The following is a 21,342-nucleotide window of genomic DNA, read 5'->3' on the forward strand; positions in this document are numbered from 1 at the left end:
CGATGGCCGCGCTGGGTATCGACCCCCAGGAGTTCGTCGCCGCCGACGACGAGTGGTCGGGCGGAGGGGCCGACGGGATCGAGGCCGCGCCGCCCGCGCCGACGCTCGCCGTCGTCGGCCGACCGAACGTCGGCAAGTCGACGCTGGTCAACCGGCTGATCGGGCGTCGCGAGGCGGTGGTCCAGGACATCCCGGGCGTCACCCGTGACCGCATCGCCTACGACGCGCTGTGGAACGGCCGCCGGTTCACCCTCGTCGACACCGGCGGGTGGGAGCCCGACGCGACCGGTCTGCAGGCGGCCGTCGCGGCGCAGGCCGAGATGGCCATCCGCTCGGCCGACGCGGTGATGCTCGTCGTCGACGCGTCGGTCGGCGCCACGAGCACCGACGAGGCCGTCGCCCGCGTGCTGCGCCGGGGCGACGTGCCGGTGCTGCTGTGCGCGACCAAGGTCGACGACGACCGGCTCACCTCCGACACCGCCGCGCTGTGGCGGCTCGGCCTCGGCGAGCCCTATCCGGTGTCGGGCCTGCACGGCCGCGGCTCCGGCGACCTGCTCGACAAGATCCTCGAGATCCTGCCCGAGTCGCCGCGCGACGACGCCGGCTACGGCACGGGCGGGCCCCGCCGGGTCGCGCTCGTCGGCAAGCCGAACGTCGGCAAGTCGAGCCTGCTCAACCGGGTGTCGGGGGAGGTCCGCTCGGTCGTGCACGAGGTCGCCGGGACGACCGTCGACCCTGTCGACTCCCTCGTCGACCTCGACGGCGAGGTCTGGCGCTTCGTCGACACCGCGGGCCTTCGCAAGCGGGTGAAGACGGCCAGCGGCATGGAGTTCTACGCCAGCCTGCGCACCCAGGCCGCGATCGAGGCGGCCGAGGTCGCCGTCGTCCTCATCGACGCGGGCGAGCCCATCGCCGAGCAGGACCAGCGCGTCATCACCATGGTCGAGGAAGCCGGCCGGGCGCTCGTGCTCGTGTTCAACAAATGGGACCTCGTCGACGAGGACCGCCGGCTCGCGATGAAGCGCGAGCTCGAGCGCGACCTGGTGCGGGTGCAGTGGGCGGAGCGGGTCAACGTCTCGGCGCTCACGGGGCGTTCCGTCACGAAGATCGCGCCCGCGCTGCGCACAGCACTGGCGTCGTGGGACCAGCGGATCCCGACGGGCCGGCTCAACGGCTGGCTGTCCGACGTCATCGCCGCGACCCCGCCACCGGTGCGCGGCGGCAAGCAGCCCAAGGTGCTGTTCGCAACGCAGGCCCAGACCCGCCCGCCGACGTTCGTGCTGTTCACGACGGGGTTCCTCGAGGCGGGCTACCGACGCTTCATCGAGCGCCGACTGCGTGAGGAGTTCGGGTTCGCCGGCTCGCCGGTGCGGCTGTCGGTGCGTGTCCGGGAGAAGCGTCAGCGCAAGCGCTGACCGCGCCCGGCCCGGAGCCGGCGTCAGGTCAGGCGGTGCGCGAGGCGCTCGAGCATCGCCCGCACGACGGGGGCGTCGTCGCCGAGCGCGGCGGTGACGTCCTGCTCGGCCTGCCCGACGGCGAGCGCGAGCCGCGTGTGCAGGTCCCGGCCGTGGTCGGCGAGCAGCACGAGCACCCGGCGCCGGTCCACATCGTCGGCTCGGCGGTGCACCAGCCCGGCGTCGACCATGCGGTCGACGATCTTCGTCAGTGTCGGGGCGGGGACCGCGACATGCGCGGCGATCTCGCTCATCGGGTGGCCGGCGTCGTCGGAGAGCAGGTCGAGCACCCGCCACTGGTCGAGGCTCGCCTCGCCGGCGAGTGCCGACTCGATGCGCCGGGAGACCGCACGCTCCAGCCGGTGCAGGAGCTGGCCGAACGCCAGCGCGCTGTGCACCTCCGATGCCGCCATCGCGAGTTCCCCTCTCCTCCACGCCGGACCGCGCACGTGCGCGTCGGTGACCGGCGGCCGTGTCGCTCGTGCCGGCGGCCGTCGCGTCGATCATGCCGTCGAACAGTGTCATCGTAAACACTGTCGTTCGGAAGGATCGCGGGTTCCGGCGACTTTCGGCCGTCGAGGTCTGGCGCCGGGCGAGTTCTGCGGGAACGCTGTGCGTCGCGGTCGGGAACACGGCCGTGCGGTTCCGAAGACCGCGGCGGTGATCAGGGGGTGGGGGTGTGGTCGCGTTCGTCCGCCGACGCCCCGCCCTCGACATCGCCTTCGTCGTGCCACGCAGTGGCCCGGCCGGAATCTTCGGACCGTCCTGCGAGGCGTGCGGCATCCTCGCCGTCGAGGAGATCAACGCCGCGGGCGGCCTGCTCGGCCGTGAGGTGCGGCTGCGCGTCGTCGACGGCGGGCGTGCGCCCGGCGAGGTCGCCGCCGAGGTCGGTGCGCTCGTCGACGCGGGGCTCGTCCAGGCCGTGACCGGCTGGCACATCTCGGCGGTCCGCCAGGAGATCGCGCCGCTCGTGTCGGGCCGGGTGCCCTACGTCTACACCCCGCTCTACGAGGGCGGCGAGCGCACGCCGGGGGTCTTCCTCGCAGGCGAGACGCCCGACCGGCAGGTCCGCCCCGCGCTCGACTGGATGGTCCGCGAGCGCGGTATCCGCAGTTGGTGCGTCGTCGGCGACGACTACGTGTGGCCGCGGGTCTCGGCCGCCGCGGCACGCCGCTACGCCCGCACGATGCCCGACGTCACGATCGTCGACGAGATGTACGTGCCGCTGGGCACCGAGAACTTCGCACCGGTGCTGCGTCGCATCGAGCGCAGCGGGGCCCGCGGCGTGCTGATGTTCCTCGTCGGGTCCGACGCGATCCGGTTCAACCGCGCGTTCGCCCGAGCCGGGCTCGACGCGCACCTCACCCGGCTGAGCCCGCTGATGGAGGAGAACATGCTGCTGGGGTCGGGCGCCGACGCCACCCGCGACCTCTATGCCTCCGCCGGCTACTTCGAGGCGCTGCCGACGGCGTCCGGGCTGGACTTCTCGGGCCGCTACGCCGACCGGTTCGGTGCTCGGGCACCGGCGTTGAACTCGCTGGGGGAGTCCTGCTACGAGGGGCTCGTGCTGCTGGGGCGGCTCGTCGGCGGCGCCGGTGAGCTGTCGACGGGCTCCCTCGAGCACGTCGGCCGGTCCCTGGTCTACGACAGCCCGCGGGGTGTCGTCCGGCTGTCGGACAACCACCTGCTCCAGAGCGTGCACCTGGCGGTGGCCGATGGGCTGGGGTTCGACGTCGTGGCCCGTCTCGTCGACGCTCCCGCTTGACCGGAACTTCCTGAGTGAATAGTTTCTGAGGACAGTATTTCGGAGCCCGGTCCTCGGGGAGGCCTCGTGCCCACGTACTCCTACCGCTGCCCTGTCTGCGGACCCTTCGACCTCGTGCGCCGCATGGCCGAGGTCGCCGGCGCCGCGGACTGTCCCGACTGCGGCCGCGCCGGCCCCCGCGTCTGGGGCGCACCCGCTCTGCGCGGACTCGACGACCGCCTGCGCCGGGCCCTCGACGCCGGCGAACGCAGCGCCGACCGGCCCGACGTCGTCGGCGCCGTCCCCGGCCGCTCCCGCAAGGCCACACCCGTCACCCGCGACCCACGTCACGCGAAGCTCCCCCGGCCCTGACCTCCACCGCACGACCCCCGACCGCACGACCCTGCTCGTACGACGAACGACCGTTCCCAACCGAGTGAGGTGCGCCATGCCCGACGTCGTGTTCAGTGTCGACCAGGCTCGATCCATGCGCGACCAGGCGGTCCCCGGCCACAACCGCTGGCATCCCGACATCCCGCCCGCCGCCACCGTCCGGCCGGGATCGTCGATCCGGATCGAATGCCGCGAATGGACCGACGGCCAGATCGGCAACAACGACTCCGCCAACGACGTCCGCGACGTCGACCTGTCCGGGGCGCACATGCTCTCCGGGCCGATCGCGATCGAGGGGGCCGAACCCGGCGACCTGCTCGTCGTCGACATCCTCGATCTCGGCCCCGTCCCGCAGGAGACCGGCGACGCGCCCGGCCAGGGCTGGGGCTACACCGGCATCTTCTCGACGTCCAACGGCGGCGGGTTCCTCACCGAGCACTTCCCCGACGCCTACAAGGCGATCTGGGACTTCTCCGGCCAGGCCTGCACCTCCCGGCACATCCCCGGTGTGAAGTTCACCGGCATCACCCACCCCGGCCTGTTCGGCACCGCGCCCTCACCCGAGCTGCTGGCCCGGTGGAACGCCCGCGAACGCGCCCTGATCGCCACCGACCCCGACCGCGTCCCGCCGCTCGCGCTCCCGCCCCTGGAGGAGTCCGTCCTCGGCGGCACCGCGTCCGGCGACGTCCTCGCCGGTATCGGCCGCGACGGCGCCCGCACTGTCCCGCCCCGCGAGAACGGCGGCAACCACGACATCAAGAACTTCACCCGCGGCAGCCGCGTCTTCTACCCCGTCCATGTGAACGGAGCCCTGTTCTCCGGCGGTGACCTGCATTTCTCCCAGGGCGACGGCGAGATCACCTTCTGCGGCGCCATCGAGATGGGCGGGTTCATCGACTTCCACGTCGACCTCATCAAGGGCGGCATGGAGACCTACGGCGTCACCACCAACCCGATCCTGATGCCCGGCAACGTCGAACCCCGCTACTCGGAGTTCCTCACCTTCATCGGGATCAGCGTCGACCACGCCACCGACACCAACCACTACAACGACGCCACGCTCGCCTACGAGAACGCCTGCATGAACGCCATCCGCTACCTCGAGAAGTTCGGCTACAGCGGGCCGCAGGCCTACCTGCTGCTCGGCGCCGCACCGATCGAGGGCCGCATCTCCGGCGTCGTCGACATCCCCAACGCCTGCTGCTCGCTCTACCTGCCCGCCGCGATATTCGACGACGACATCCGCCCGTCGGTGTCCGGGCCGGTGCACAGGGACCGGGGCTCGTGCGCGGTGTCCTCGTGACCGCCGACCGCGGGCCGGACGCAGCCTACGAGATCTTCGAGATCCCCGACTTCACGCTCGTCTGCGGCCAGACGCTGCGGCCCGCCCGCATCGCCTACCGCACCTACGGCACACTCAACGCCGACAAGAGCAACGCCATCGTCTACCCGACCTGGTACTCGGGGCGGCACTGGGACAACGAGTGGCTCATCGGCAACGGCAGCGACGGCATGGCGCTCGACCCGTCGACGTGGTTCATCATCGTGCCGAACATGCTCGGCAACGGGCTGTCGTCGTCGGCGTCGAACACCCCGCAGCCGTTCGACGGGCCGCGGTTCCCGCGGATCACGGTGCGCGACAACGTCGAGTCGCAGTACCGGCTCGTCACCGAGAAGTTCGGCATCGAGACGCTGGCCCTGGTGCTCGGCTGGTCGATGGGGGCGGGACAGACCTACCAGTGGGCCGTCGAGCACCCCGAGATGGTGCAGCGGATCCTGCCGTTCTGCGGCTCGCCCCGCACCGCCCCGCACAACCAGGTCTTCCTCGACTCCCTGCGTGCGGCGCTGACCGCCTCGGTCGGCTTCGACGCCGGCTGGTACCCGCCCGACCGCTGGCCCGTCGGCGGCCTGCGCGCCTTCGCCCGCATCTACGCGGGCTGGGGCTTCTCGCAGGCCTTCTACCTGGAGGAGGCCTGGCGGACGCTGGGCCACACGTCGCTGGAGGACTTCGTCGTCGACTTCTGGGAGGGCTTCTTCCTCGACGGCCGTGACCCCAACAACCTGCTGACGATGCTCGACACCTGGTGGAGCGGCGACGTCGGCCTCACCCCGGGCTTCGGCTCCACGGAGGAGGCGCTGGCTTCGATCAAGGCCCGCGCCATCGTCATGCCCGCGGAGAAGGACCTCTACTTCCCGCCCGAGGACGAGGCCTGGGCCGTGTCGCAGATGACCGGCTGCAGCGTCGAGCACCGCGTCATCCCCGGCGTGTGGGGGCACTTCGCGGGCGGCGGCAAGTACGACGTCGACACCGCGTTCATCAACGCGGCCGTCGCCGAGCTGCTGGCGTCGGACCCCGGCATCTGACCGACCTCTCGCGCGCAACCCACCGTCGTCCTGGGGCGAGCAGGCCGGCAGTGGGGTTGCGGCCGCCGCCCGGCGCACAACCTCACGGCTGTGTCCCGGCCGGCGGGCGACCGTGACGTTGCGCACGGAGCGGGGGAGGGGTCGCGGCACGAGGTCGTTCGTGGGGTCGGCCTCGTGCCGTGCCCGCGCGCGTTCGTCCGGCGCGCGCGATGCCCGGTCGGCGCGTGGGATCCGTGGTCGTCGCGACGTCTGCAACCCTGGGAGGGGCAGGGACCTGCGCGTCAGGACCGGGGAACGCGTGCGGTCGCCTGGGCGGTGCCGGGGGAGCGGGGCGGTGGCGAGTGCCGGAAAGCCTGTGCGCTAAGCTGATCGAGCCCTCAACGGGGCGGCTCGGGACGTGGCGCAGCTTGGTAGCGCACTTGACTGGGGGTCAAGGGGTCGCAGGTTCAAATCCTGTCGTCCCGACGGTCGAAACGGGCGGTTCCTCTCGACGGGGGAACCGCCCGTTTCGCTTCTGACCAGCGCAAACGCCGAGTCGATGCACTTGTTGGTGGATCCTTGCCGAAGCGACAACTGCGCTGTGCCGGCACACCGTCGACGGTTGACAGCGATAGTTGACAGCAACGGGGTCGAGTTCGGCGCGTTCTGTACGGACGGTGTCGGACCACTCGGTGCCGCGCGTCCCCGCTGGACCTGCCCCTGCCGCCCCGAGGCCGTAAGCTGACTCGGAGCGGTTGGCCGGTCACCCAAGTGGAAGCCGCTCACCGCGAAGGGCTAGCCCATTGGCTCCCGCCGGCCTGGATGTCGCACTGTGTGCATGGTCTCCAGGTTGGTACGAGCCACGATGGGGGAGTGAGCGAAGAAGCCGACTCGGCGGAAGACATCGCCAACGTCATCGATAGGCGGATGACCAACGCCGGCGGCAAAACGCATGCTCCCGAGGTGGTCTTGCGCGGCACCAGCCAGTCATCGATACACGCTCATGTCACATTCCTTCCGAGCAGACTTCTTCGGGCATGCGGATCGGCTGGCCTGAGGGCCAGATGACGCTCAAGCACGACGAGGCCGTTCATCTGCGCAGTCTGCTCTCTCAGTGGCTCGCTGTTGGCACCGAGCCTGATCCGGGTGAGTACATCGTGATTCGGCTCGATGAGACCGACGAGCGGGGAGACGGGGCGCAGGTCGCACAGCGCATCGCCGGGGTGTTGTGTCGCCTGGAGCTGGTCGATCATCTGACGGGCGACGAGTTCAGCGAAGAGTTGCTCGGGCGCCCTGTAGAGCCACGTCAGGCTGCGCGAGCGCCGCACTGCCGTCGACGAGCTGCTTCCGACCACGGCCAACGGACTGCGGGATGTGCTGGAGATCAAGCGACCGAGTCACGGTGTCCAGGGAGTGATCTGGTGCCGTGGCTCGAATAATCCCTCGTCACCCCAGATCGAGGGCTCTCTCGACAGAGGACTGCGCACCGTCAGTGCTCGACCAGATCCAGGACGATGCGAGGGGGACCGGCGCCCGTCCGGCCGCGTGACGTACGTACGGCCGGCCGAGCCGAACGGCACACGCGCGGCTGACCCCGGCACGGCGCGTGCCCGAGGAGGGGTAGGGCGTCCTCGCGCGGCGGGACGCCTGCGGCCTGCCGCTCGTCACGGTGATGGCGTCCAGCAGTCGTTCAACTAGAAAGATCGTCATCCAAGTCGTCGAGCGCCTGTCGCTGTGTTTCGAGGTTCACGTGGCCATATACGTTCATGGTCATCTCGATGGCACTATGGCCGACGATCTCCATGACAACGCGCGGGTGCACGCCTTGGGCGAGCAGCAGGCTCACACACGTATGGCGGAGATCATGAAGGCGGACGACGCGGATCCCGTTGGCCTCGCAGATCTCCCGGAACATACGCGTCACGTTCCGAGGTTCGAGCGGAGTGCCGTGCCGGGTGCCGAACACGAACCCAGTCGGCTGCGCCGGTCGGCCGATCGAGCCACCCTGTCGCTGAAGTTGCACATGATGGTCGGCGAGCGCGAAGCGGCAGCGGGCCGGAAGCGGAACGGTGCGGTTCGAGCGGCGAGTCTTGGTCGGCATCTCCCGTAGCTTTCCGTCCACACGCTGAACGGTTTGGGCAATCCGGAGGCTCCCGGTAGCGAAGTCCACGTGCTCCCACCGGAGTCCGCAGACCTCGCTTCGGCGTAGACCCAGCATGAGCGCGATCGTCCACATCGAGCAGAGCCGGTGATCGCGGACGGCGGCGAGGAACTTCCTCGCCTCCTCGACAGTCATCGGCTCGGTCGGATTCAACTTGACTGGCTGCTCGATCCGCACCATCCGGGCGACGTTCCGGGTCACCAGCTCCTCGCGATACGCATGTTCGAGCGCATTGCGCAATGTCGCGTGGATGTACTGGATCGACCGGGGCTTGAGTCCGTCGGCTCGCATGTCGTCGATCATCTTCCGTACGTCTCGGGGCCCGAGTTGGGTGAGCTTCCGGCGGCCGATCCGCGGCAGGATGTGAAGCCGAGTGTTGCTCTCGTAGCCGGCGTAGGTGGTGGGCCGCACATGTTGGCGGACGTGAGTGAGCCACTCGGTGAGGTAGGTGGCCACGGTGAGGGTTGCCGGCGTGACTGGGACGTGCGTGTCGGCGCGGTTGAGGAGGTCGCGGAGCTTGCGGTGGGCGTCTGCGCGCGTCCGTCCGTAGGCGTAGACGCGACGAACGCCGCCTCCGACGGCGGGCACGTACGCCGCGGCGCACCAGCGGCCGTCCTTTCGCTGCCAGATGCTGCCCTCGCCGTTGGCCCGGCCGCTCATGTCCGGGCTTCCTCGATGAGCTTGTCGGCGAATCTGCGAATGTTGTCGACCGGGATGCGCCGCAGCCTGCCGATCTTGATCGACTCGAGCTCGCCTGTGCGCATCAGGTCGTAGACCTTGCAGCGGCCGATGTTGAGGAGCTCAGCCGCTTCTTCGGCCGTCAGGAGCAGTCGTTCCATCGCGAGGACCTCCCGGACCTGGTTGGGCGCTGCGGCGGCGGCCCGATCGCGAGAAGTAGACGCCGTCGCGTCTGGACTGGGCTGCCCAGGCGCTGCGATACAGAGTCCGAACCAGCGTGTCCTGGGTTGTTCCCCATCGTTGCCCCGGTTCGGACAGTGGCGATGGCCGAGTCGAACAACGAGCGGCTCCGACATGTCGGTGAGAGCGTTCACGGCATCCAGCATTCAGATGATTTGTGCTCGCGGCATAGTGCGCAGCCGGTTCTGGGGGTGACGAGGGTGCCCTGTGGATCTACATGGATCACGGTTGCTGTGTCGAGGTTCAGTGTGTGTCTCTGAGCAAACCTCTGGTGGAGCCAGTTTGTGGCTGTTGACCTGCGGAGACGGCCATTCCCCCTGGCGGAGCAAGATATGCGCTAAGTAGACCTTCGGTCTACTCATGCGCTGTGTGACGTCCGGAACCGGGGGGTTCCGGACGTTCCTGTCCACAGCGAACACGACAGTGCAGACCTGTCCACAGATCCCTCGGTTCTGACCCGCGCGAAGGCCGCCTCTTGTTGCAATCGAGGCTTCGAGGCGCATCGGAAAGGACGAGGGTTTGTGGCAGAAGTGGGGGAGCGGACTGTGTCGACGCGGCACGCGTCGCAAGGACGGGTGTCGTTCGATGCCCACGGGTGACGAGATCGATCCGCTCTCGATCACTTGGTTGCGTGATGCGCGGGACCGGCTCTTCCATGCGGTGCCGGCGGATCAGCTCCCGGCGCGGCAGGATCCACCCGGGCCTGTCGCGGTTTGCGGACGGTTGGTGCTGTTGACGTCGCTGCTCGACGATCCGGCCGGCACGGCGTGCAGGCTGTGCCGACGGAGGCTGTCGCTGCAGTGAGGTAGGACGTCGGTGCTGTGGGCGACGCCGGGGAACCGCGGGGCACGGCCGCGGCCGTCTCGGCGAGCAGCCTCGGCCCGGTGAGCAGTGGCAATCATTCTCGGCCAGGGCGACGTCGACGTCGCCCGCCAGCCGACGCTCCCCGGCGGCACGAGGTACGGGTGCGTCTGAGTCCCACCGAAGCTGATGCTGTCGGCGCGGCCGCGAGGCGTGAGGGGTTGTCGGTCGGGGCCTGGGTCGGGCAGCTCGCGGTGGGGCGCGCGCAGGGCCAGGCGGACCCGGTGCCGGTGACGTGGCAGGAGCTCGTTGCCGAGCTGGTCCGGTTCCGCGCCGATGTCCGCCGGGCCGTGGACATGATCGAGCAGGTCACGTCCGGCGCACAGAGGACGAGTGCCGCGGATCTGGCTGGTGAGCTTCTGGGCCGGGTCGACGCTGCGACGGCCGTAGCCCTCGCTGCCGGCACGAGGGGCCGGCGGGCGGGAGCCCGCGGCGGGCGCCAGGGCCGGTGATCACGAAGGTCGTTCACGGCTGGCGGCCGGCCGGTTTGCTGGCCTACCTGCTGGGCCCGGGCACGTCCGAGGTGCATCGTTCACCTCGGGTCATCGCAAGCTGGGACGGCCTCGACGCGGGCTGGCAGCCGGAACGGACGGGACCCTCCGAGTACGACCTGCAGCTCGGCCCGCTGGTGGACGCGCTGCACGCGCCGGCGATCGCGGCGGGCCTACCGACCCGCGCGCCGCAGAACGGGTCGAAGCGCGGGTACGTGTGGCACTGCTCGGCCCGGGTCGCCGCGTCGGACCGCACCCTGGATGACCGGCAGTGGGCGGACATCGCTCGGGAACTGCTTGATGGTGCGGGCATCGCCGAGCGCGGCGATCCGGGTGGGCCGCGTTGGGTGGCGATCCGGCACGCGGAGGACCACATCCACATCGCGGCCATCCTGGTGCGCCAGGACACCGGCCGTCGGATCTGGCCGCATCACGACTACCCGAAGCTGCGTGCGACCGCGCGGGCCATCGAGCAGCGTCTCGGCCTGACCATCACCGCCGTGGCCGACGACACGGCGGCCCGGCGGCCGGGTCGGGGCGAGATCGAGAAGGCGGCACGGCAGGGGCGCGGTCCGGCGAGACCGGAGCTGCGCCGCGCCGCGCACGAGGCGGCGATCCGGGCGGTCGGGCCGGAGGAGTTCGTCGCGGAGCTGCGGGCGATGGGCTATCGGGCGGAGCTGCGGCGCGGTCCGTCGGGTGACGCTCTGGGCTACCGGATCGGGAGGGCGGGTGACGTCACGACGGCGGGCCAGCAGGTCTTCTTCAGCGGCAGCAAGCTCGCCCCGGACTTGTCGTTGCCGCAGTTGTGCCGCCGCTGGGCCCAGAACGCGGACCGGCCCGGATCGGCTGAACGGCCGTCGTCCGCGGAGGCCGAGGACGTCGTCGTCCGCGCCCGTGTGGCCGTCGGCACGCCGGACCCGCGAGAAGGTGTCGACGGCATCGTCCATGCCACCGGCGACGTGCTGACCGCCCTCGGCGCGAACGACCGAGGTCACAAGCAGGGCTGGTCGGATGCCGCAGAACGGTACGAGCGAGCCTCGCGGGCGCCGGGTGGGCGGGTTCCCGACGTCGGCCCCGTGGGGGCGGAACTGAGATCGCTCGCACGGCGACTGCTCGCCGCCCGCGGCTTCCGCGGGAAGGACGCGGCCGGCTCGGTGGCCCTGGCGATCGCCGTGGCCGGGCTCCTGCACGAAATCGCGGCCTGGCAACGCGAACGGGACCGCGCGCATCAGGCCGCCGCGGCCGACGCCGCAGGCGCCAGCCTGCAGGCCCGCCACCTGGCGCGGCGCGATCCCCACCCCGGCTCGAGAGCGGCGCGGGGGAGCGGGAGGGAACGCGCCGGATTCCCCCGGGAGCCAGGCTCGGCGACACAGGTGGTGCCGGAGAGCGAGGCGAGGATGACGCGACGATCAACAGGCCCGCGGCCGTGACGCGCGGCAGTGACCAGGCCGTACTGGCGATCGTGCGGCTGGTCGGAGCCCAGGACACGGCCGTCACCGTGCAGCATCCGGGCACGGACGAGGCGGCGGTGGCGGTGCGGATCGGCCGGACCCTGCTGTATCTGCATCAGGAGACGACGGCGGAGCACTTCCTCAACGTCTGGCTGGAGAGCCACGAGGCGGCCAAGGCGCTGCCGGTCAATGCCGATCGCAGGAGCATCCGGGGCTTGCGGGGGATGCCCGAACCGGGTGTCGTCGTCAACGCCATCGGCCGTCCGGCGTCCAGCGTGACCATCGTCGGGGAGGGGGAGCAGGCGAATCGCCCGTACCTGCGGGTTCAGCTCGGTCGTGTCGCGTTCGAGGTGCGGGACCATGGCGCCTTCCACAGCTGTACCAACGCGTTCCGCGATGCCTACAACCTCGCTCGGCACGTCTTCGTGCCGCCGGGCTCCGAGCGGGTGCTGCGGGGTGCCGTCGACATCGCGTCGGACGCCTTCTTCCCGGCGCTGGTCAAGCGGGATCTGCGGGCGACGCCGTCGCTGCGCGCGGCGCCGTCGGCGAGCGCCGCCAGCCCCACCCGGTTCCGGGTCTACCGGGTCCTGGCGCACGGCCGGACGGTCACCACCGCGATCCCGGGTCCGGGTGCGATCTTCGGCGAGATGGATCTGCTCGGGATGCGGATGGGCGGCACGTGGGCGCAGGCGTTGGAGCCTGGCGACCTGTGCCTGATGAGCCGCGGCGACGTCCGCTCGATGTTGCTCGGCGACCCGCGGATCGCGACGCGGATCGCCGAGCAGCTCGGCGCCCGGATCGCCGACCTGGAGCAGCGACTGGCCGACCTGGTGGGCAAGTCGGTGGTCGAGCGCACGGCCCACACGCTGGGCGTCCTCGTCGCCGCGACGGCGGCTGGCCGCGATCCGGGGCCGGTTCGGCTGACCCACGAGCAACTGGCCGGGCTGGTGGGGGCCACCCGCGAGCGCACCACGACCGCGCTCGGCGAGCTCGCCGAGCGCGGGCTGGTGTCGTTGCACCGCGGCCGGATCCGGATCCGGAACCGGGTGGGGCTGGCGGCGCTCGCCGACGGCGCCGCGCGCAGCGACGCGTCCGGTGGCCGATCGGAGGGAAGCAATGATGGAGACGAGGGGTTCCCGCGTTCGTGACCATGTTCTCGAGATCGACCCGCGGCGGGTTTGTCCTGCTCGCCGCGCTCATGTTGGGCCTGTCGGGGTGTTCCTCGGGTGTTCCCGTTCCGGCTCCCGGCGCCGGGAGCGCGCAGGAGGCGACGGCGGTCGGCCCGCTCGCCTTCACCGGGGCCACCCTCGACGGCTCGACGCTGGATGCGGCCACGCTGGCCGGGACGCCGGTGGTGTTGTGGTTCTGGGCCCCGTTTTGACCCTCGTGTCGGGTCGAGGGACCCGGCGTGGCGGCGGTCGCTGCCGAGTACGAGGGACGCGTCACCTTCCTGGGCATGCCCGGACGGGGCGCGGTGGGGGAGATGCGGGAGTTCGTGGCCGACACCGGCACCGGTGGCCTGACCCACGTCGTGGACGACGACGGCGCGCTGTGGCAGCGCTTCGAGGTCTTCTCCCAACCTGCGTTTGCGTTCATCGGTGCGGACGGGACGGCGCGGACATTCACCGGGAGCCTCGATCCGGAGTCGCTGCGCCAGGCCGTCGACGAATTGCTGGCCGGGTGAGGCGGTGAGCACCGCAGCGCTGGCGTTCGCCCTGGTCGCGGGTGCGGTGGCGGCGTTCAACCCGTGCGGGTTCGCGCTGTTGCCCGCCTATCTGGGGCTGCTGGTCTCCGACGAGGCGCCCGGTGGGCGGGCGGCGGCGATACGTCGGGCTGCTCGGTTCGCCGCAGGGATGACTGTGGGTTTCGTGGCGGTGTTCGGGCTCGTCGGGGCCGTACTGGCTCCGCTGGCGCTGTCGATCGAGCGCTACCTGCCGATCGTCACGGTCGTGATGGGCGTGGTACTGGTCGGGTTGGGCGGCTGGTTGCTGGCCGGGCGGCAGCTGGGGATCCGGGGACTTGCCGGGCACGGGTCGGCGCCGACGGCGGCGAGCTGGTGGTCCCAGATCGGGTACGGGGTGTCGTTCGCGCTGGCCTCGCTGTCCTGCACGATCGCGCCGTTCCTGGCCGTCACGGCGGGGGCGCTGAGCACCGGCGGTGCGCTGGGGGTGGCCTCGGCGTTCCTGGCCTACGCGCTGGGCATGGGGATCGTGGTGCTGGTGCTGGCCCTGGCCGTGGTCACCGCGCGGACCTCGCTGGTCGGGTCCATGCGCCGGGTGGGGGCGCTGATCAGCCGCGGGAGCGGGGTCCTGCTGGTCGTGGCGGGTGCCTACGTCGCGTGGTACGGCTGGTTCGAGATCCGGGTGCTCGCCGGGGCCACCACGTCGGACCCGGTGATCTCCGCGGCGGTGTCGGTGCAGTCTGCGGTGGCGCGCTGGGTGAGCGGGTTCGGACCCGCCGGGCTGCTCGGTGTCGCCGCCGTGCTGGCCGCGATCGGGGCGGCGGCGGTGCTCGCGCGCCGGTCCCGTGCGGCGCATCGGGAGGAGCGGGTCGGATGAGGACGGCGGCGGTCCGATGAGGGCGGCACTGGTGTCGACGGCCCTGGCGGTGGTCGTCCTGCTGGCGGCCTGCGCGGCGCCGGAGCCGGCGCCGCCCCCCGGGTCCGCCCCGGCCGCGGTGACCCTGGAGCCGGTGACCGGATCGCCCCGCGAGGAGGTGCCGTCGGCACTGGACCGGATCGACGACCCGGCGCTGCCGGCACCGCTGGTGGACCCGGCCCGGGTGATCTCCGGCGGGCCGCCGCCCGACGGCATTCCGCCGATCGACGAGCCCACCTTCGAGCGGGCCGCCGACGTGGACTGGCTGACCGACGACGAGCCGGTGCTGGCACCCGCTATCGGCGTCCCTGCCCGGGCCTACCCGGTACAGATCCTGGTCTGGCACGAGATCGTCAACGACACCGTCGACGGGCGCCCGGTGGCGATCACCTACTGCCCGCTGTGCAACTCCGCGCTGGGCTTCGACCGGCGCCTGGGTGAGCGGCTGCTGACCTTCGGCACCTCGGGCAGCCTCTACCAGTCCGACCTGGTGATGTACGACCGGCAGACCGAGTCGCTGTTCTCCCAGCTCGAGGGCCGCGCGATCGCCGGCGTGCTCGCGGGGGAGGAACTCGACCGGGTCCCGGTGCAGACCATCACCTGGGCACAGTTCCGCGACGCGAACCCGGACGGGTTCGCGCTTAGCCGCGACACCGGCGTCGACCGGGACTACGGCGCCAACCCCTACACCGGCTACGACGACCCGTCGTCGCAGCCGTTCCTGTTCGACGGCGAACCCGATCCCCGGCTGCCGCCCAAGGAGCGTGTCGCAGGGCTGGGCGGGGACACCGACCCGGTCGCCGTGCCGCTGCCGGCCCTCGTCGCGGCCGGTGTCGTCGAGCTGGAGGTGGCCGGGCGGCCGGTTGTCGTGTGGTCGGTCGAGGGGCTGCGGTCCGCGCTGGACACCCGGGAGATCACGCGGGGCCGCACCATCGGGGCGACCGGGGCGTTCGACCCGGTGCTCGACGGGCGGCGCCTGAGCTTCACCCGGACCGCGAGCGGGGAGTTCACCGACGCGGAGACCGGTTCGACATGGAACGTGCTCGGCCAGGCCGTCGACGGCCCGCTGACCGGAGCGCGGCTCGACCCGGTCGAGCACGTGGACACGTTCTGGTTCGCCTGGGCGGCCTTCCACCCCGGCACCCGCATCACCGACATCCCCTGACCCTGGAGGCACCTGTGACCGGCCCCGACGTCGACGGCCTACGCGCGCTGTTAGTCAACTGCACCCTCACCCCGTCCCCGGGCCGCTCGCACACCGCCGGGCTGATGGCGATGAGCACCGCGATCATGGCGGCGAACGGGGTGCACGTCGACGAGGTCCGGGCGGTCGACCACCACCTGGCCCCCGGGGTGCAGCCGGACATGACCGAGCACGGAGCCGACCGCGACGACTGGCCGGCGCTCTACGAGCGGGTCCGCGCCGCGGACATCCTGGTGCTCGGCACACCGATCTGGCTGGGGGAGAAGTCCAGCGTGTGCACCCGGGTGGTCGAGCGGCACTATGGCAACTCCGGCGAGCTCAACGACGCCGGGCAGTCGTCGTACTACGGCAAGGTCGGTGGGGTGATCGTGACCGGCAACGAGGACGGCATCAAGCATGTCGCGATGAACGTCCTGTACTCGCTGCAGCACCTGGGCTACGTGATACCGCCGCAGGCCGACGCCGGCTGGATCGGCGAGGCCGGGCCGGGCCCGAGCTACCTCGACGAGGGCTCCGGTGGCCCGCAGAACGACTTCACCCGGCGCAACACCACGATCATGTCCTGGAACCTGATACACCTGGCCGCGATGCTGCGCGCGGCCGGCGGGATCCCGTCGCACGGCAACGACCGGAACGCCTGGGCGTCGGGTGCCCGGTTCGACCACCCCAACCCCGAGTACCGGTGAGCCCGTCCGGCCCGCCGCGTTACCGCGCCGAGAACGGCGAGGACGCCGCGGCGTCGCGCCCGTCGAGGGCCTGTGTGCAGCGCACCATGTCGATGGTGACGTCGAGGATGAAGCGCTGGAACAGGAACAGCAGCCCGGTTATCGCCGCGACCTCGGTCTCGGTGCAGACCGCGAGCGCCTGTTCGGGGGAGAGCCCCGCAGAGGCCGGGAACCGCCGGACGTGGCTGCGGGCGCGTTCCAGGAGGGCGAGGGCGGTGGTCTCGTAGGGGGCGCTGCGGACCACCGGGCCCAGGACGTCGTCCAGGGCCACCTCCAGGAAGTCCGGCCAGCCGGCGAGCACCCGGAAGTCGCTGGACGGGCCGTGGTGCAGGTGCAGGTCGGTGACCCTGGTGAGCAGCCGGCGCACCCGTTCGTCCGCGTCGCGGGGGTCCACCAGGTGCAGCGCTGCCATCGACTCCGGCGGGCCCGCCGGCAGCGTCGCGGGCGCGGGTCGGTCGGGCGTGGTGCCTCCGCTGGAGCGTCCCTGGATGCCCTCGCACCACGCGGTGATCAGCAGCAGGTACTTGACGTTGCCGTAGTTCAGGGCGTCCAGTGCGCGGCGGACCTCGCCGATCCCGGCCTCGTCGAACCCGAGCTCGGCCAGCCGCGGGCGCGGGTCGGGCGGGTCGGCGACCGGCAGCACGGCCAGGGCGCGCAGGTCGTCGGCGGCGCGCTCGAGCCGGTCGGTGCCGAAGACGGGTGCGGCCGCCTGCCAGGCGGCCGGGACGAACCCGCCGAACACGGCGAGGCTGCGCGCGGCGAACATCACCCACGGCACCCGCAGGACCGACTGCATGTCGTCGTAGCACCGCCGCAGCGCGCCGCTCGACTCGGCGTACTCGACCTGCGGGAACTTCGGTCCGGCGCTCATCGCGGTCCGCTGGAGGTCATGTTCTGATCATGCCAGCAGGGGTTGTCGGATGGTGAGCGGTGGTGTCCACTTCCGGTCGCTTCACGGTCTGCTCAGCGTGGACCGTCGACGCTGGTACTCGTCGTCGTCGATCTCGCCGGCGGCGTAGCGCCGCTGCAGGATGTCCGCGGCGTCGGCGCCGTCCCGGAGCATCGTCCGGTCGTGGCGCAGTTGGCGGACGAGCCAGATGCTGGCGAGCACCGCGGCGACCAGTACGGCCAGCACGGTGGCGATCAGGACGACGGCCCAGATCCCCATGGCCGCCATCATCCCGCCGCCCATCATGTCCCCGCCCATCATGTTCATTTCTGGCATGCCCGTTCTCCGTTCCTCGTTCTCGACCCGTTGCGGATTCGGTCCTTCCCGTGGCCGGATCAGCCCTTGAGTTCCTGGACCGCATCCTGGGTGGTGAGCACGGCGCCGGCCAAGAAGCCGAAGTTCGTCATGGCGGCGGCGTAGCCGTCGCCGAGCTCGGGGTGGTTGGCCGCGGCGGTGGCGTCGGACACCACCGTCACATCGAAGCCCATCTCGAGCAGGTCGCGCAGGTGGCTCTCGACGCACAGGTTGGCCGACATCCCGGCGAGGACGACCTTGGAGACGCCGCGCTTGCGCAGCTGCAGGGCCAGGTCGTTGTTCTGCGGTCCGTAGACCTTGTGCGGGCTGGTGATGACGGTCGCGCCGTCGTCGAGGTAGGGCTTGTAGCGCTCGAGCCAGTCCGCGCCCGAGCCGGGAAGTCCCTCGCCGGTGAGCGGGCTGGTGCGGTCGAACATCCCGATCTCGTGCATCATCTTCTCGAGCGTGCCGCCGAACATCCACTCGTGGTCGGTGGGGTAGTAGAAGTGCGGGGAGACGAAGACCGGGTAGCCGCCGTTCTTGGCCGCGACCAGCAGTTGCTCGATGTGCTCCACGGTGCCGTTGTCCTCGACGCTGGCGCCGACGAGCTGCCAGGTGGCGCCGTCGGGGCTGAGGAAGTCGTTCTGCGGGTCGGTCAGGACGAGGGCGGTGTCGGTCGGGTTCACGTCGATCTCCTCGGTGGTCGGGGCCGCGGGGCGCGGCCTGCTCACCTGCAGGTGCCCGGCCTGGCATGCGTCAACCGCCATGTGTCAGTGTGCTGACACGATCGGCGGCGTGGTCGGTCAGATGTATCCGCCGGGCCGGGTCTCGATGTCGGTCGGTGCGTGCTCGATGATTCGGCAGACCACGGCCTCGCAGCCCTCGCGTTGGGCGGTGTCGGCGGCGCGGCGGGCCGTCAACAGCGCGCGACGCAGCCGGCGGAGGTCGGCGAGCTTGCGGTCGATTGCGGCGAGATGCTCGTCGAGCAGGCCGGTGACGCGCGCACAGGTCTGCTCCCCGCCCCGTTGCAGGTCCAGCACGTCCTTGATCTCGTCCAGGGTCAGGTCGAGGGCCTTGGCCTGCCGGATGAAGTGCAGCACATCGAGGTCGTCGGCGGTGAACAGTCGGTACCCCGATTCGGTGCGCTCCGCGGTGGGGAGCAATCCCCTGCGTTCGTAGAGCCGCACGGCCTTCGGACTGAGCCCGGCCAGTGCGGCGGCTCGGCCGACGGTCATCGGCTGCATGTTGTCTCCCTGTCCGGATTGGTGGCCTCGACTTGACCTTACCCTCGGGGCAAGGTTCTACGGTGGCGGTGTCTGCGCCGCACGGCCTGATGATCGCTCCGGGAGGTCACCGATCGTGACGATGATGACGGTGAGGTCGAGGTGACGGGGGACAGTCCCCGGGCCGTCGCAGATCGCCACCGGGCTGGGGAATCGACGACGTTGACGCCGGGCCCGCACCGTGCAGGGGCAGGCATGATCGGGGAGGGACCGACGGTGCGGCGCGACGTGGTCGAGCATGACCCGGCGGCCGCGGAGCCCGGGCAACCCGACCGCGGCGTGACCCCCGAGGTCCGGTCGGTCGGCCGCGCGGTGTGGGTGCGGCTCGCTGTGCTCGCCGTGGTCGTCGCAGCGGCGGTTGTCGTCGCGCTCGTCGTGGGGTTGCCCGACGTGGAGTCGCTGCGAGCCGGCATCGCGGCGGCCGGGCCCGCGGCGCCGGTGCTGTTCGTGCTGCTCTACGCGGTCGCCACGCTGGCCCCGCTGCCCAAGAACGTGTTGTCCACCGTGGCCGGGGTGCTGTTCGGACTGGTGCCGGGCGTGGCCCTGGTCCTGCTTGCGGCCCTGCTCGGCGCGGCGGGTGCGTTCGGGTTGGGTCGCCTGCTGGGGCGCGGCGCCGTCGAACGGTTCACCGGCGCGCGGGTGGCCCGGGTCGACGAGCTGTTACGGCGGCGCGGGCTGCTCGCCGTGATCGGGGTGCGGCTGGTGCCAGTGGTGCCGTTCACCGCGGTCAACTACGCCGCCGGGCTGACCGCGGTCCGGATCCGCGACTACGCCCTGGGCACCGCGCTGGGCATCATCCCCGGCACGATCGCGTTCGTGGCGCTGGGGGCCTATGGCACGTCGCCCGGTTCGTGGCCGTTCGTCGTCGCGGTCGTCGCGCTCGTCGGTCTCACCGCCGGCGGCGCGGTCGTCGCTCGACGGTCGCGGCGCCGCGGTGCGGTCGGGCCCGGCCCTGGGGCGACGTGAACGTGGCCGGGCCGGCCGCCTCAGGCACAGTAGGAGGTGGGCATCTGGCTGCGGAAGAGGCCGGCAACCAGGCGCAGGCTCTTGGCCATGGTCAGGGGCAGACGTGGCTACCTACCGCCGCTCGCCCGGTCGCGGTCAACAGCAGGTAGGTCCGTTCGGCCCGCGATCCGGTGCCGCGCCCGGGTGGGCACGACGAGGTCGAGCGGCGGCACCGGGTAGTCCGAGGCCAGCTCGACCACCGACTCGGGCTGGGCCCGGTCGGGCACCAGGAACGCCACCAGCAGCACGACCCCGAGGACGATGCCGATGACGAACAGCAGCGCGGTGAGGTCTCCGCCCTCGCTGTTGCGCCAGGTGCGGATCGCGAAGATCGTGAGGATCCAGAGCAGGCTGCCGGGGACCAGCACCTTCCAGCCCAGCCGCATGAACTGGTCGTAGCGCAGCCGGGGAAGCGTGCCGCGCAGGTCGTCGGCGAGCAGCTGTTGTGTGCGGGTCACCGCGATGGTCCTCCGTCGTCTCATTGCGATGCGGCCCATGGGCGAAGCAGTGATACGGCTCCGGGCCGCCCGTCAGGGTCTGCCTGTGATCAGCCGGCGTCGTCGGTGTCGGCCAGAGACCGGCTGAAGGCGTGCAGCCGGCGCAGGGCGAGGTCGTCGACGTCGCGGGAACCGGAGCGCAGCGCCTCTTTGATGGCCTGGTAGGTCCGGGCCTGCAGGCCGCAGCGGCGGCACGTCTCGAGGTGCTCGGCGACCCGGGCGGCGGTGAGGTCGTCGGCCTCGCCGTCGAGGTAGCGCTGCAGCACTCGGGAGGTGCGCAGGCAGCGGGCCATCTCGGACAACGACATCATGGTCACGGTCGGCTCCGGTGGGGGACGAGCCCGGTGGCCACCAGGCGGGTGCGGATGCGGGCGCGGGCGCGGTGCAGTCGGCTCATCACGGTGCCCCGCGGGATTCCGAGGGCGAGGGCGGCCTCGGCGTAGGTGAGGCCGTCGACGTCGACGAGTTGGACCACCGTGCGGTGCATGGGTGGCAGCGCGGCGAGTGCGTCGGCGACGACGGCCTCGAACTGGGCGTCGACCACGATGTCCTCGGCGCTGCGGGTGTCACCGCCGCGGTCGAGGCGCCCGGCGGGGTCCTCGTCGTCGTGCAGGAGTGCCGGGATGCGGGTGCGGGCCCGGTTGCGGTGGGTGTTGCGCAGGATGGTCAGCAGCCAGGCGCGGGGGTGGGCGCCGTCGAAGCGGTCGATGGCGCGGTAGGCGCGAACGAGGGTGTCCTGGACGAGGTCCTCGGCGTCGGCGGGCTGGCCCGCCATGGTCAGAGCCACCCGGTAGAGGACCGGGACCTCCGGCTCGACGTAGCGGGCGAACGCGGCCGCGGAGGAGCGACGGCCCGGGTCGGGCGTCGTGGCCACATGGTCGTTCACGGGTTCGGAACCCCGCACGGCCCGCCGCGATTCCCTCCCCGGGAATCCGATGCCGGATCAGCGGGTTCCCGACGCATGAGCGCAGA

Annotated in this window: 25 protein-coding genes and 1 tRNA gene; 15 read left to right on the plus strand and 11 right to left on the minus strand. The window is 71.5% G+C overall.

Going from position 1 to position 21,342, the window contains the following annotated elements; translation table 11 throughout:
* Positions 1–2 precede the first annotated feature (2 nt).
* Complete coding sequence (gene der / locus TOK_RS21660) at positions 3–1,415, plus strand: ribosome biogenesis GTPase Der (protein WP_098960036.1); 1,413 nt, start codon at positions 3–5, stop codon at positions 1,413–1,415.
* A gap of 23 nt (positions 1,416–1,438) precedes the next feature.
* Here the strand turns inward: der and TOK_RS21665 are convergent, their stop codons facing one another.
* Complete coding sequence (locus tag TOK_RS21665; RefSeq protein WP_098959838.1) at positions 1,439–1,867, minus strand: MarR family winged helix-turn-helix transcriptional regulator; 429 nt, start codon at positions 1,865–1,867, stop codon at positions 1,439–1,441.
* Between the two features lie 266 nt (positions 1,868–2,133).
* Between TOK_RS21665 and TOK_RS21670 the strand changes: the two genes are divergently transcribed.
* The 5 genes from TOK_RS21670 to TOK_RS21690 all read left to right on the plus strand — a co-directional run bounded on the left by TOK_RS21670 (position 2,134) and on the right by TOK_RS21690 (position 6,420).
* Positions 2,134–3,219: a substrate-binding domain-containing protein gene (locus TOK_RS21670; RefSeq protein WP_098959839.1), complete on the plus strand. Its 1,086-nt coding sequence runs from the start codon at positions 2,134–2,136 to the stop codon at positions 3,217–3,219.
* Between the two features lie 66 nt (positions 3,220–3,285).
* Positions 3,286–3,570: an FmdB family zinc ribbon protein gene (locus tag TOK_RS21675; protein ID WP_098959840.1), complete on the plus strand. Its 285-nt coding sequence runs from the start codon at positions 3,286–3,288 to the stop codon at positions 3,568–3,570.
* A 76-nt stretch (positions 3,571–3,646) separates the two neighbouring features.
* Positions 3,647–4,894 (plus strand): formamidase, encoded by a 1,248-nt coding sequence (gene fmdA / locus TOK_RS21680; protein ID WP_098959841.1) that lies wholly within the window; start codon positions 3,647–3,649, stop codon positions 4,892–4,894.
* Positions 4,891–5,955, plus strand: a complete 1,065-nt coding sequence (locus TOK_RS21685) for an alpha/beta fold hydrolase (protein ID WP_098960037.1) — start codon at positions 4,891–4,893, stop codon at positions 5,953–5,955. The genes fmdA and TOK_RS21685 overlap by 4 nt, the downstream gene beginning before the upstream one ends.
* A 391-nt stretch (positions 5,956–6,346) precedes the next feature.
* Positions 6,347–6,420 (plus strand) — tRNA-Pro (locus tag TOK_RS21690).
* A gap of 515 nt (positions 6,421–6,935) precedes the next feature.
* Here the strand turns inward: TOK_RS21690 and TOK_RS21695 are convergent.
* The 3 genes from TOK_RS21695 to TOK_RS21705 form a co-directional block, all read right to left on the minus strand.
* The gene (locus tag TOK_RS21695; protein ID WP_172457697.1) at positions 6,936–7,289 is read right to left on the minus strand and encodes a hypothetical protein; all 354 of its coding nucleotides are present in this window, start codon (positions 7,287–7,289) and stop codon (positions 6,936–6,938) included.
* A gap of 335 nt (positions 7,290–7,624) precedes the next feature.
* Positions 7,625–8,755, minus strand: a complete 1,131-nt coding sequence (locus TOK_RS21700; RefSeq protein WP_098959843.1) for a site-specific integrase — start codon at positions 8,753–8,755, stop codon at positions 7,625–7,627.
* Positions 8,752–8,934 carry a helix-turn-helix domain-containing protein gene (locus tag TOK_RS21705; RefSeq protein ID WP_098959844.1) on the minus strand — a complete coding sequence of 61 codons (183 nt, stop codon included), beginning with the start codon at positions 8,932–8,934 and terminating at the stop codon, positions 8,752–8,754. Before TOK_RS21705 ends, TOK_RS21700 begins: the two co-directional genes overlap by 4 nt.
* A 664-nt stretch (positions 8,935–9,598) precedes the next feature.
* On the opposite strand from TOK_RS21705, the gene TOK_RS21710 reads away from it, so the two are divergent.
* The 8 genes from TOK_RS21710 (at position 9,599) to TOK_RS21750 (ending at position 16,303) form a co-directional block, all read left to right on the plus strand.
* The gene (locus tag TOK_RS21710) at positions 9,599–9,817 is read left to right on the plus strand and encodes a hypothetical protein (protein ID WP_098959845.1); all 219 of its coding nucleotides are present in this window, start codon (positions 9,599–9,601) and stop codon (positions 9,815–9,817) included.
* A 505-nt stretch (positions 9,818–10,322) separates the two neighbouring features.
* The gene (locus TOK_RS21720; protein ID WP_098959847.1) at positions 10,323–11,795 is read left to right on the plus strand and encodes a relaxase/mobilization nuclease domain-containing protein; all 1,473 of its coding nucleotides are present in this window, start codon (positions 10,323–10,325) and stop codon (positions 11,793–11,795) included.
* Positions 11,792–12,964 (plus strand): Crp/Fnr family transcriptional regulator, encoded by a 1,173-nt coding sequence (locus TOK_RS21725; RefSeq protein ID WP_216362047.1) that lies wholly within the window; start codon positions 11,792–11,794, stop codon positions 12,962–12,964. The genes TOK_RS21720 and TOK_RS21725 overlap by 4 nt, the downstream gene beginning before the upstream one ends.
* Complete coding sequence (locus TOK_RS21730) at positions 12,961–13,197, plus strand: hypothetical protein (RefSeq protein ID WP_098959848.1); 237 nt, start codon at positions 12,961–12,963, stop codon at positions 13,195–13,197. Before TOK_RS21725 ends, TOK_RS21730 begins: the two co-directional genes overlap by 4 nt.
* Positions 13,198–13,224: 27 nt before the next feature.
* Positions 13,225–13,500, plus strand: coding sequence for a hypothetical protein (locus TOK_RS21735; protein WP_098959849.1), 276 nt, complete (start codon positions 13,225–13,227; stop codon positions 13,498–13,500).
* 4 nt (positions 13,501–13,504) lie between these two features.
* Positions 13,505–14,374 carry a cytochrome c biogenesis CcdA family protein gene (locus tag TOK_RS21740; protein ID WP_098959850.1) on the plus strand — a complete coding sequence of 290 codons (870 nt, stop codon included), beginning with the start codon at positions 13,505–13,507 and terminating at the stop codon, positions 14,372–14,374.
* Between the two features lie 16 nt (positions 14,375–14,390).
* Positions 14,391–15,578, plus strand: coding sequence for a DUF3179 domain-containing protein (locus TOK_RS34310; RefSeq protein ID WP_098959851.1), 1,188 nt, complete (start codon positions 14,391–14,393; stop codon positions 15,576–15,578).
* A 14-nt stretch (positions 15,579–15,592) separates the two neighbouring features.
* The gene (locus tag TOK_RS21750) at positions 15,593–16,303 is read left to right on the plus strand and encodes a flavodoxin family protein (protein WP_098959852.1); all 711 of its coding nucleotides are present in this window, start codon (positions 15,593–15,595) and stop codon (positions 16,301–16,303) included.
* 19 nt (positions 16,304–16,322) lie between these two features.
* Here the strand turns inward: TOK_RS21750 and TOK_RS21755 are convergent, their stop codons facing one another.
* From TOK_RS21755 to TOK_RS21770, 4 genes are all read right to left on the minus strand, one after another.
* Positions 16,323–17,213, minus strand: coding sequence for a halocarboxylic acid dehydrogenase DehI family protein (locus TOK_RS21755; protein WP_098959853.1), 891 nt, complete (start codon positions 17,211–17,213; stop codon positions 16,323–16,325).
* 81 nt (positions 17,214–17,294) lie between these two features.
* Positions 17,295–17,567: an SHOCT domain-containing protein gene (locus TOK_RS21760; protein WP_141566486.1), complete on the minus strand. Its 273-nt coding sequence runs from the start codon at positions 17,565–17,567 to the stop codon at positions 17,295–17,297.
* Positions 17,568–17,626: 59 nt separating this feature from the next.
* Positions 17,627–18,352 carry a cysteine hydrolase gene (locus tag TOK_RS21765; protein WP_098959855.1) on the minus strand — a complete coding sequence of 242 codons (726 nt, stop codon included), beginning with the start codon at positions 18,350–18,352 and terminating at the stop codon, positions 17,627–17,629.
* 36 nt (positions 18,353–18,388) lie between these two features.
* Entirely contained in the window at positions 18,389–18,820 is a 432-nt protein-coding gene (locus TOK_RS21770; protein ID WP_098960039.1) for a MerR family transcriptional regulator, read from the minus strand.
* Positions 18,821–19,084: 264 nt separating this feature from the next.
* Between TOK_RS21770 and TOK_RS21775 the strand changes: the two genes are divergently transcribed.
* Positions 19,085–19,834, plus strand: a complete 750-nt coding sequence (locus TOK_RS21775) for a TVP38/TMEM64 family protein (RefSeq protein WP_216362049.1) — start codon at positions 19,085–19,087, stop codon at positions 19,832–19,834.
* A gap of 107 nt (positions 19,835–19,941) precedes the next feature.
* On the opposite strand, the gene TOK_RS21780 is transcribed toward TOK_RS21775, so the two are convergent.
* From TOK_RS21780 to TOK_RS21790, 3 genes are all read right to left on the minus strand, one after another.
* Positions 19,942–20,331, minus strand: a complete 390-nt coding sequence (locus TOK_RS21780) for an NADH-quinone oxidoreductase subunit H (protein ID WP_253258548.1) — start codon at positions 20,329–20,331, stop codon at positions 19,942–19,944.
* Positions 20,332–20,420: 89 nt separating this feature from the next.
* On the minus strand, positions 20,421–20,681 hold the full coding sequence (locus tag TOK_RS21785; protein ID WP_098959857.1) for a zf-HC2 domain-containing protein: 261 nt from the start codon (positions 20,679–20,681) through the stop codon (positions 20,421–20,423).
* Between the two features lie 2 nt (positions 20,682–20,683).
* On the minus strand, positions 20,684–21,256 hold the full coding sequence (locus TOK_RS21790) for an RNA polymerase sigma factor (RefSeq protein WP_253258549.1): 573 nt from the start codon (positions 21,254–21,256) through the stop codon (positions 20,684–20,686).
* Positions 21,257–21,342 lie beyond the last annotated feature (86 nt).

The organism is Pseudonocardia sp. N23 (assembly GCF_002583555.1).
GTDB lineage: Bacteria > Actinomycetota > Actinomycetes > Mycobacteriales > Pseudonocardiaceae > Pseudonocardia.